Origin of the sequence: Pseudonocardia cypriaca, from assembly GCF_006717045.1 — a bacterium.
Lineage (GTDB): Bacteria > Actinomycetota > Actinomycetes > Mycobacteriales > Pseudonocardiaceae > Pseudonocardia > Pseudonocardia cypriaca.
Window position 1 is genome coordinate 3,267,912 of sequence record NZ_VFPH01000001.1, and the last position, 10,594, is coordinate 3,278,505.

Here is a 10,594-nt window from a genome sequence, read left to right on the forward strand (position 1 = left end):
GGTTGCACCCGGAGGAGGTTACGCCGCGCGACCCGAGGTCACTCCTCGCGGCGCAGCAGTGCGAGGAACATCGCGTCGGTGCCGTGCCGGTGCGGCCACAGCTGCACGGTGGGCCCGTCACCCAGATCGGGCACGCCGGGCAGGTACTCCCGCGCGTCGAGCTGCTCCACCTTCGGGTGGGCACGCCGGACCGTCGCCAGCACCCCGGCCGTCTCCGCGAGGTGCGGCGAGCAGGTGACGTACGCCACCACGCCACCGGGCCGCACGTGCCGCAACGCGGCGGTGAGCAGCTGCCGCTGCAGGGCCGTGAGTCCCGCCACGTCCGACGGCTGCCGCCGCCAGCGGGCCTCGGGGCGGCGGCGCAGCGCGCCGAGGCCGGTGCAGGGCGCGTCGACGAGGACGCGGTCGAACGCCGCATCGGGCAGCGGCGCCTCGCGGCCGTCGGCCTGGTGCACGGTCACCGGGAGCCCGTCGGTGGCCCGGCGCACCAGACCGGCGCGGTGCTCGCTCGGCTCGATGGCGTCGAGGGTGCCGCCGTCCATGGCGACGAGGCCGCCGAGCAGGGCGGCCTTGCCGCCGGGGCCGGAGCACAGGTCGAGCCAGCGGCCGGCGTCGTCCCCGACGAGCGGGACGCGGGTGAGCGCGAGCGCCACGAGCTGGCTGCCCTCGTCCTGGACGATCGCGAGCCCTTCGCCCACCGCGTCGATGTCACCGATGTCACCGCTGCCGGACGGGAGGTGCACGCCGTACGGCGAGTACGGAGCCTCCTCGCCACCGGTGACGAGCGCGAGCTCGGCGGCCGTGATCTCGCCTGGGCGGGCGAGCAGGTGGACGGCGGGGCGGGCGTCGTCGGCGGCGAGCGCGGTGTCCAGCTCGGCGGCCGGGTCGGCGGAGCGGCCGAGCGCGTCGGCGAAGGCCTGCGCGATCCACCGCGGGTGGGAGTGGGCGAACGCGGAGTGCCCCACCGGGTCCTCGTCGGCGGGTGGGGCGAGCGCGGCCACCCAGCCCGGCTCGTCGCGCTCGCCGACCCGGCGCAGCACCGCGTTGACGAACCCGCCGGCCCGGCTCCCCGCCTCGGCCCGCACCAGCTCCACCGTGGTGGCGACCGCGGCGTGCGACGGGATCCGGGTGCGCAGGAGCTGGTAGGCGCCCAGGCGCAGCGCGTCGAGCAGGCCCGGCTCCACGCGGGACATCGGCCGGTCGGTGCACTCCTCGATCACCGCGTCGAGCAGGCCCTGAGCGCGCAGGGTGCCGTAGCCCAGCTCGGTGGCGAGGGCGGCGTCGCGGTCGTGTAGCCGGTAGCGGCGCAGGATCGCGGACAGGGCGAGGTTGGCGTAGGCGTCGCGGGTGCGCACGGCGGTGAGCAGCTCGAGCGCGGCCATGCGCGTCGGGTCCGGCTCGGGCGGCCGGGGCGGACCCTGCCGGCCACGCGGCGGTCCCGACTGCCGCGGCCCGGCACCCCGGTCGCGCCGTTGGCGGCGCGGGCCCACTCCACTCATGTCAGCCGCTCCCCCGCGGCGATGCGGACCCCACGCGCCCAGTCCGGCGCGGGCATGGCCCGCTTGCCCACCGGCCGCACCTCGCCCAGCTGCACGGCCGCTCCGGCCGTGCCGACGAGCACGCGGCGCTTCTCAGCGCGCAGCTCCCCGGGCTCCAGGACCGGGGCGTCGTCGGGGCGGGTGACCGGGCCGAGTCCGAGCCGCTCCTCCCGGAAGGTGCTCCAGGCTCCCGGCTCCGGGGTGGCGGAGCGGATCAGCCGGTCGATCGCGACCGGCGGCGCACCCCAGTCCACCCGGACGTCGGCGGCGGTGACCTTCGGTGCGAGCGAGACGCCATCGGCCGGCTGCGGCCGGGCTTCGAGGGTGCCGTCCTCGATCCCGTCGAGGGTGGCCACCATCAGCCCGGCTCCGGACGTGGCGAGCCTGCCGAGGAGATCCCCGGCCGTGTCGGTGGGGCGCACCTGCTCGGTGACGACGCCGAAGACGGGCCCGGTGTCGAGCCCCTCCTCGAGCCGGAAGGTGGTGGCCCCGGTGATCTCGTCGCCGTGGCGCAGCGCCGCCTGCACGGGCGCGGCCCCCCGCCACGCGGGCAGCAACGAGAAGTGCAGGTTCACCCAGCCGTGACGGGGCACGTCCAGGGCCTTGCGGGGCACGAGGGCGCCGTAGGCGACCACCGGGCAGCAGTCCGGGGCGAGCTCGGCGAGCCGCGCCAGGAAATCCGGGTCGGACGGCCGCGCGGGCGTGAGCACCGGGATGCCGGCCTCGTCGGCGAGCAGACCGACGGGGGACCGCACCAGCTTGCGGCCGCGGCCCGCGGGTGCGTCCGGCCGCGTGACGACGGCGACGACCTCGTGCCGCGCCGACTCGAGCAGCGCCCGCAGCGTCGGGACCGCCGGATCCGGGGTGCCTGCGAAGACGAGGCGCACTACCGGACCTTCCCGAACAGGGGGTGCGGGCTCACGCGCACCTCGGGAACCGGCTCCCCGAACCACTCCGCCGCTCGGATCTCGGCCATCGCCTGGCGGCGCGTCTCCGGGTCGAGGCGGTCGACGAACAGCACGCCGTCGAGGTGGTCGGTCTCGTGCTGGATGCAGCGGGCGAGCAGCTCGGTGCCCTCGATGGCCACCGGCTCGCCGTGCATGTTCCAGCCCCGCGCGACGACGTGCAGGTGGCGGCGGCAGTCCCAGCGCAGGCCGGGGATCGAAAGGCAGCCTTCCGGCCCGACCTGCTCCTCGTCGCCGACGACGTCCCACGTGGGGTTCACGAGGTGCCCGGAGAAGCCGTCGCAGTCGTAGGTGAACACCCGCAGCCCCACGCCGAGCTGCGGGGCGGCGAGGCCGGCGCCGGCTTCGGCGTGCATCGTGTCGGTGAGGTCGGCCACGAGCTTGCGCAGCTCGGCGTCGAACGTGGTGACCTCGGCGGCCCGGGTGCGCAGCACCGGGTCACCGAACAGCCGGACGGGCAGGACGGACACGCAACTCCTTCGGGCAGCGCCGCGCAGGCGGTCAGGTGGCGCGGGAGCGGCACGCGCGGCGGCGACCCTCGATTCTGCCACGCTGCCGGTCCGGCACCTCAGCCGATCTCGACCGGGTCGAGCCGGACCCGGACCGGGTCGGCGGCCTTGCGTGCGGTGCGCCCGGCCTGGGCGGCGTGCAGCGCGGCGGCGAGGGCCTTGCCCTGGGCGCGCGGGACCCGCACGAGCGCACGCTCGCGAACCTCCGTGTCCCCTCGCTCGGGTTCGAGCTCCACCGGCCCGAGGACCTCGGCCGCGGGAAGGTCGGCGAGCAGTCCGTCGACCACCTCGGCGACGGCGGCGGGTTCGCCCTCGATCGACGCCATCCGCACCGCGGGCGGGAACCCCACCTCGGCCCGCCCGGCCAGCTCGGCACCGGCGTGCCCGGCCGGGTCCCACCGCACCAGTGCCTGCACCACCGGCAGCTCGGGGTCGGCCATCACGACGACCCGCCCCCCGGTGCCGTGGGGCACCACCAGGCCGGCGGCCGCCAGCCACCGGCGCAGGGTCTCCTCGGCCACACGCAGGTCCGGCCGGGACAGCAGGGCCCACCCGTCCAGCAGCAGGGCGGCGCCGTACCCACCGGGGACGCGCGGTTCCGCACCTGGCGTGGCGACCACGAGCTCCGGCCGTTCCGCCGCCGATGCGAGCACCGGGGCGCCCCCGCCGGACGCGCGGACGGTGGTGCCGGGGAACGCCCTCCCGAGCTCCTCGGCCGTGCGCCCGGCGCCCACGACCCCGGCCCGCAGCCGGCGCGACCCGCACGCCGGGCACCGGAACGCCGTTTCGGGCCGCCCGCACCAGCGGCAGTGCGGCAGCTCCGCGCCACCCGCGTCCCCGGCGGCGCGGCCGGTGAACCCCAGCGGCCCCGCGCAGTGCCTGCACCGCGCCGTCTCCCGGCAGGAGCCGCACGCGAGCCACGGCAGGTACCCCGAGCGCGGCACCTGCACGAGCACCGGGCGTCCGGCGGACAGGGCCGCTCGCGCCGCCTCGAACGCGACGTGCGGCAGCCGTGCCGCCCGCGCGACCGGGTCGCGGGCGAGCTGGGCCTCGGAGTCGCCGACCGGGGCGATCCGGGGCATCGCGGCCCGAACCGCCATCCGGTCGGCCACGACCTCGCGCGCCCAGCCGGACTCGACCAGCAGGTGCGCCTCCGCGGTGCGGGCGAACCCGCCCACGAGCAACGCGGCGCCGACGCCGTGGGCGCGCAGCACGAGCACGTCGCGGACGTGCGGGTACGGCGCGCGCGGCTCGGCGTGCAGGTCGTCGCCGTCGTCCCAGACGGCGAGCAGCCCGAGCCGCTGCACGGGGGCGAACGCGGCCGACCGGGTGCCGACGACCACGCCGACCTGCCCGCGCCGGACGGCTAGCCACCGCCGATACCGCTCCGCAGGCCCCAGGTCCGCGGTCAGCGCGACCACGCCGTCCGCTCCGAGCAGCTGCGCGCACGCCGCGTGCAGGGCGTCGACGTCGCGCTGGTCCGGCACGACGACGAGCGCGCCGCGCCCCGCGTTGACGGTGGCGGCGACGGCCTCCGCCAGCCGCTGCGGCCAGTCCTCCCCCGGCAGCGCCTGCCAGACCGCGTGCGCGGCCCGGCCGCCTGCTAGTGCGTCGAGCAGGGCGGCGCCGCGGGCGTAGCGGGCCCACCCGGCCGGGGTCACCTCGGCCTGCCGTGCCGGCTCCGCCTCCTTCGGGGTCTCGCCCTCGACGCGGGCGTGCCGCGGCGGGACGGCGAGGCGCAGGACGTCGGCGAGGACACCGGCGTACCGGTCGGCCACCGCCCGGCAGAGCGCCGCCACCTCCGAGGTGAGCACCGGTTCGGCCGAGACGACCTTCTCCACCCACGCCAGGCGCCCGGCGTGCGCGGACTCCGCCACCCGTTCGAGCAGGTAGCCGTCGACGAGACGCCCGGCGAAACGCACCCGCAGCCGCACCCCCGGTACCGCGTCGGCGTCCAGGTGCGCGGGCACCCGGTAGTCGAAGGGGCGGTCCAGATGCGCGAGCGGGACGTCGACGGCGACCCGCGCGACGGGCAGCTGCGCAGCCGGCTGCCACTCACCGCGGTTGCGACCCCGCCGGGCCACCGTGCTCACTGCGTTGCCGCCTCCGGCGGTCGTGGGTGGATACGAGTGCTCCAGCACCCGTATCCACTCACGGGGTGGTCAGGCGCCTGCCGCTGCCTTCAGCGCACCGGCGCGGTCGGTGTTCTCCCACGGCAGCTCGATGTCGGTGCGGCCGAAGTGCCCGTACGCCGCGGTCTGGGCGTAGATCGGGCGCAGCAGGTCGAGGTCGCGGATGATCGCGGCCGGGCGCAGGTCGAAGACCTCGGTGATCGCCGACTGGATCTTCACCGGGTCGACGTGCTCGGTGCCGAACGTCTCGACGAACAGGCCGACCGGGGCGGCCTTGCCGATCGCGTACGCGACCTGCACCTCGATGCGCTCGGCGAGCCCGGCGGCCACCGCGTTCTTGGCGACCCAGCGCATCGCGTACGCGGCGGAACGGTCCACCTTCGACGGGTCCTTGCCGGAGAACGCGCCGCCGCCGTGGCGGGCGAAGCCGCCGTAGGTGTCGACGATGATCTTGCGGCCGGTGAGGCCCGCGTCACCCATCGGACCGCCCACGACGAACCGGCCGGTCGGGTTGACCAGCAGCCGGACGTCCGCGACGTCCAGGCCGAGGTCGCTGATCTCCGGGCCGACGACGTGCTCGCGGATGTCGGGTGCCAGCAGGCCGTCCAGGTCGATGTCGGCGGCGTGCTGGGTGGAGAGGACCACCGTGTCGAGCCGGACGGCCTTGTCGCCGTCGTACTCGATGGTGACCTGCGTCTTGCCGTCCGGGCGCAGGTAGGGCAGCAGGCCCGACTTGCGGGCGTCGGTGAGGCGGCGGGCCAGCCGGTGCGCGAGCGCGATCGGCAGCGGCAGCAGCTCGGGGGTGTCGGTGTTGGCGTAGCCGAACATCAGACCCTGATCACCGGCACCCTGGCGGGCGATCTCGTCCTCGGAGGACTCCACCCGGCTCTCGTACGCGGTGTCGACGCCCTGGGCGATGTCCGCCGACTGCGCGCCGATCGCGACGTTCACGCCGCAGGAAGCGCCGTCGAAGCCCTTCGCGGAGGAGTCGTAGCCGATCTCCAGGACCTTGTCCCGCACGAGCGTCGGGATGTCCGCGTACGCGCTCGTGGTGACCTCACCGGCGACGTGCACCTGCCCGGTGGTCACGAGCGTCTCCACGGCCACCCGGCTGCGCGGGTCCTGCGCCAGCAGCGCGTCGAGGATCGTGTCGCTGATCGCGTCGCACATCTTGTCGGGATGACCCTCGGTCACCGACTCGCTGGTGAACAGCCGCCGCCCTGGTGTCGCCACGCCCACTCCGTCCGCATCTCTCGAGAGAACTGCCACCGGATCCCACGTTCACCCGATGTCCGACCCGCGAGCCTAGTCCACGCCCCGGCGAGCTCCGGGGGCACCAGGTCTACTCGCGCTGCGAACACGGAACGTCACATGTTGCGCGACACACCCCCGCCCCGTCAGTCCATCCGGTGATGTTGCGTTCGGTAGCGAATCGGTAACGGAGACGCTCGTTGGACCCGTCCGAAGGCCCACTGCCAACGGAGGAAACCTGATCATGAAGGCCCCCAAGTCGCTGTTCGACCGACCCGGCCGCGCCACCGCCGCCGTCGGTGCGGTGATCGCGGTGAGCGCGACCGCGGCCGTCGCACTGCTCTCCGGCACCGCCACCGCCACCCCTAGCGCCGAGCAGCCCGGCAGGTGCACCAAGAACGTCAACGTTCGCGCCGAGCCGGACACCACCTCGCGGATCGTCGCCCTGTGCGAGGAGGGCACCGCGGTGAAGGTCGGCGAGGCCCGCGAAGGCTTCCTGCGGCTCACCAACCTCGGCGGCTGGGCGGCGCAGGAGTACATCTCCGTGAACGGTCGCGCCCCGGCCGCCGCTGCCCGGCCCTCCGGCTCGGAGAGCGACGCCGACGACGCCGACGAGCGCCGCCCTGGCCGCGAGGCGCGCGAGAGCGCGCGCGCCGGCCGCGACGGTGCCGGCTCGGGCAACGACTCCGGCAGCGACTCCGGCAGCTCCGGCGACAGCACCGCCGACGAGAGCAGCGACCCCGCCGAGTCCAGCGACCCGGCCGAGACCGACGAGTCCGAGGACTCGGAGCTCCCCGGCCAGCGCCAGGCGCCGCAGCCCGGCGGCCTCGGCGGACTGCTCGGCTGAGCCGAGCCCCCCGCTCCGCGGGGCGGGCTGCGCCGGGTGCCCCCGGACCCGCAGCCGCGCCCGCCCCGCGGATTCGCCGGTCCCCGCGCCATGATCCGCTGAATCGGTTGTCCATGGCTGTCGGGACAGCCATGGTCAACCGCTACACGCGATCTTGGCATTCATGATCCGGTGTATCGGGTGTCAATTGTCGTGAGCACAGCGATGGACAACCGCACGTTCGGATCATGGTCCTCCGGCCGGTGCGCCGGGCAGCCCCTCCCCGCCCTTGTTGATCGGTTCACGCCAAGTCAGCCTGGTCAGGAAGCCGCCGGTGGGCGCGCCGTTCCCGGCTCGGGTCTCCCGGCGCTCCCCCACCTCTTGACCTCTCGCGTGATCCCCCTGTTGGCGTCGCCCCGCATCCATGGGGGTGGCCGGGTTGGGTTCACCACCGAATTCCGTGGTTGCGTGGACGGCCGTCCCCGACGCGGGGGGCACGGCGGTGAGAACGAGCCCGCCGCGGTTGGGTGCCACGCAACCGGCGGTGGTCCCGACCCTCACGTCCAACCAATCCCGCACAGTCAGGCGAGACCACTCGGGACCAGCAGAAGTGGGCGCCAAGGCTGCGTTCCGCGGAACGCACCCGAGGCCGCGCTCGACACCCGCGGCGGCGGGAACGCCGCCACGCACGGACAGGACGACCTGGAGCCGGAGCCCGCTCAGTCGAGCCGGGCGGCCACCGCGTCCCAGACGTGGGACGCGAGCAGCGCCTTGGAGCCGGCCTCGAGCTCCTTCTCGCTGCCGTCGGCGCCCAGGAGCCATCCGGAGTTGTCGGGCACCTCGAACGCCCGTCCGTCCCCGACCGCGTTGACGACGAGCAGGTCGCAGCCCTTGCGGGCGAGCTTGGCGCGGCCGTGGTGGAGCGGGTCGCCTGCCTCGTCGCCGGTCTCGGCGGCGAAGCCGACGACCACCTGCCCCGGTTCCCGGGCGGCGACGAGCTCGACGAGGATGTCCGGGTTCAGCGCGAGCCGCAGCGGCGGCGGTTCCGAACCGTCCTTCTTGATCTTGTGCGCCGCGAGTGCGTCGGGGCGGAAGTCGGCGACCGCGGCTGCCATCACCACGGCGTCGGCGTCCTTCGCGGCGGCGTGCATCGCGTCGCGCAGCTCCAGCGCCGACCCGACCCGCACCACCTCGACGGCGGCCGGGTCGCCCAGGTCGGCGGTGTGCGCGGCCACGAGGGTGACGTGCGCTCCCCGCTGTGCCGCCACCCGGGCGAGCGCGTAGCCCTGCCGGCCCGACGAGCGGTTGCCGAGGTAGCGGACGGGGTCGAGGGCCTCGCGCGTGCCACCCGCGGAAACGACGACGCGGCGGCCTGCGAGGTCTCGCGGCAACGCGTCGCGGCGCTCCAGCAGCAGCCGGGCGAACTCCGCGATCTCGGCGGGGTCGGGCAGGCGCCCGGGGCCGGTGTCGGCACCCGTCAGCCGGCCCGACGCGGGCTCCAGGACGATCACGCCGCGGGAGCGCAGCAGCTCCACGTTGGCACGCGTGGCCGGGTGCTCCCACATCTCCGTGTGCATGGCCGGTGCGAACAGCACCGGACAGCGGGCGGTGAGCAGCGACGCGGTGAGCAGATCGTCGGCGCGGCCGGCCGCGGCGCGTGCCATCAGGTCGGCGGTGGCGGGCGCGACGACGACGAGATCGGCCTCCTGGCCGAGCCGGACGTGCGGCACCTGCGGGACGTCGGCGAACACGCCGGTGTGCACCGGCTGGCCGGACAGCGCCTCGAAGGTGGCGGCACCGACGAACTCCAGCGCCGACGGCGTGGGCAGCACCCGCACGGAGTGGCCGGTCTCGGTGAGCCGGCGGAGCAGCTCCGCGCTCTTGTAGGCCGCGATGCCGCCGGCCACCCCGAGCAGGACCCGGGGCAGCGGCATGCTTACTGCTCGCCCTCTGTGTGCTCGAGGAGCCCGGCCTGGATCTCGCGCATCGCGATCGACAGCGGCTTCTCGCGCGGGCCCGGCTCCACGAGCGGGCCGACGTACTCGAGCAGGCCCTCGCCGAGCTGCGAGTAGTAGTCGTTGATCTGGCGGGCGCGCTTGGCGGCGTAGATCACCAGCGCGTACTTGGAACTGACCTGGCCGAGCAGGTCGTCGATGGGCGGGTTGGTGATGCCCTCGGGCGTGGAACCGGCGACGACACCGGTCAGCGGCATGCTCACGAAGAAGACTCCTGGGGGAACGGCCGTGCGGCGGGATGGCCGGCACCGACCAGCAAGTCTACCAACCGGGAAACGACGTCCTGCAGCTCGGCGTTGACGATGACCACATCGAACTCGTCGCAGGCCGCGATCTCCTCGCGGGCGGTCTGCAGACGGCGCCGGAACTGGGCCTCCGACTCGGTGCCGCGCCCGCGCAGACGACGCTCGAGCTCGGCGAGCGATGGCGGTGCAAGGAAGACCGTGACGGCCTCCGGGAGCACCGCCTTGATCGTGCGGGCACCTGCGAGGTCGACCTCGACGAGCACCGGCCGACCGGTCGCGAGCGCCTGTTCGACGGGCTCCCGCGGAGTGCCGGAACGCTGCAGGCCGCCGTGGATCTCGGCCCACTCCAGCAGCTCGCCACGTGCGATGAGCTCGTCGAACCCCGTCGGGCCGACGAAGCGGTAGTGCACCCCGTCGACCTCACCGGGACGCGGGTCGCGCGTGGTGGCCGACACGCTGAAGAACAACTCCGGCAGCCGGCCGCGCAGCGCGTCGACCACGCTGGACTTGCCGACGCCGGAGGGGCCGGCCAGTACGACCAGCCGTCCCCTCCGCACGCCATCAGACACAGTGCTCAGTCTCTCAGAGCCCCGGATCCGGCGATCTCAGGACTCGAAGTCGGCCAGCAGCGCCTTGCGCTGCCGGTCGCCCAGCCCGCGGAGCCGACGCGACGGCGCGATCTCGAGCCGCTCCATGATCTGAGCCGCGCGGACCTTGCCGACACCCGGCATCGCCTCGAGCAGGGCCGAGACCTTCATCTTGCCCAGCACCTCGTCGGTATCCGACTGCTTCAGGACCTCCCCGATGGTCGTCCCTCCGCGCTTGAGCCGGTCCTTCAGCTCGGCCCGGGCCCGGCGCGCCGCAGCCGCCTTCTCCAGGGCGGCAGCACGCTGTTCCTCGGTCAGCTGGGGAAGGGCCACGGTCTCCTCCGTCTTTCTCCGTGCGGCCTGAGAACCAGGCGCATCCTCACCACCGTCGCGGGCCTCGACCCGCGGCTTCCACCGAACGTACTCACGCCCGCCCGGGAAGGGAAAACGGGGGTCCACCTGCCGGTTCTCTCGCGGGGCCCACCCGTCCGGGTGATACCACGCGAAAGCGCCCGAACGGGGATTC

General features: G+C 74.9%; 10 protein-coding genes. 1 reads left to right on the top strand and 9 read right to left on the bottom strand.

The window, feature by feature from the left end; genetic code table 11:
• Positions 1-38: 38 nt before the first annotated feature.
• From FB388_RS15555 to metK, 5 genes are all read right to left on the bottom strand, one after another.
• Entirely contained in the window at positions 39-1,499 is a 1,461-nt protein-coding gene (locus FB388_RS15555) for an RsmB/NOP family class I SAM-dependent RNA methyltransferase (protein WP_211361931.1), read from the bottom strand.
• Positions 1,496-2,425, bottom strand: coding sequence for a methionyl-tRNA formyltransferase (fmt, locus tag FB388_RS15560; RefSeq protein ID WP_142101571.1), 930 nt, complete (start codon positions 2,423-2,425; stop codon positions 1,496-1,498). Before fmt ends, FB388_RS15555 begins: the two co-directional genes overlap by 4 nt.
• Entirely contained in the window at positions 2,425-2,973 is a 549-nt protein-coding gene (def, locus tag FB388_RS15565; RefSeq protein ID WP_142101573.1) for a peptide deformylase, read from the bottom strand. Before def ends, fmt begins: the two co-directional genes overlap by 1 nt.
• Before the next feature lie 98 nt (positions 2,974-3,071).
• On the bottom strand, positions 3,072-5,105 hold the full coding sequence (locus FB388_RS15570) for a primosomal protein N' (protein WP_246121954.1): 2,034 nt from the start codon (positions 5,103-5,105) through the stop codon (positions 3,072-3,074).
• A gap of 69 nt (positions 5,106-5,174) precedes the next feature.
• Entirely contained in the window at positions 5,175-6,377 is a 1,203-nt protein-coding gene (metK, locus tag FB388_RS15575; protein ID WP_142101575.1) for a methionine adenosyltransferase, read from the bottom strand.
• Between the two features lie 262 nt (positions 6,378-6,639).
• Between metK and FB388_RS15580 the strand changes: the two genes are divergently transcribed.
• Complete coding sequence (locus tag FB388_RS15580) at positions 6,640-7,242, top strand: SH3 domain-containing protein (protein ID WP_142101577.1); 603 nt, start codon at positions 6,640-6,642, stop codon at positions 7,240-7,242.
• A 698-nt stretch (positions 7,243-7,940) separates the two neighbouring features.
• Here the strand turns inward: FB388_RS15580 and coaBC are convergent.
• Genes coaBC through mihF form a run of 4 tightly spaced genes read right to left on the bottom strand, consistent with a single transcriptional unit; the run spans position 7,941 to position 10,401 of the window.
• A complete protein-coding gene (coaBC, locus tag FB388_RS15585) occupies positions 7,941-9,155 on the bottom strand; it encodes a bifunctional phosphopantothenoylcysteine decarboxylase/phosphopantothenate--cysteine ligase CoaBC (protein WP_211361932.1) in 1,215 nt (404 codons plus the stop codon).
• Positions 9,156-9,157: 2 nt separating this feature from the next.
• On the bottom strand, positions 9,158-9,433 hold the full coding sequence (rpoZ, locus tag FB388_RS15590) for a DNA-directed RNA polymerase subunit omega (RefSeq protein WP_142103177.1): 276 nt from the start codon (positions 9,431-9,433) through the stop codon (positions 9,158-9,160).
• 2 nt (positions 9,434-9,435) lie between these two features.
• Entirely contained in the window at positions 9,436-10,050 is a 615-nt protein-coding gene (gene gmk / locus FB388_RS15595) for a guanylate kinase (protein ID WP_142101579.1), read from the bottom strand.
• Positions 10,051-10,086: 36 nt separating this feature from the next.
• On the bottom strand, positions 10,087-10,401 hold the full coding sequence (gene mihF / locus FB388_RS15600) for an integration host factor, actinobacterial type (protein WP_142101581.1): 315 nt from the start codon (positions 10,399-10,401) through the stop codon (positions 10,087-10,089).
• Positions 10,402-10,594: the final 193 nt, after the last annotated feature.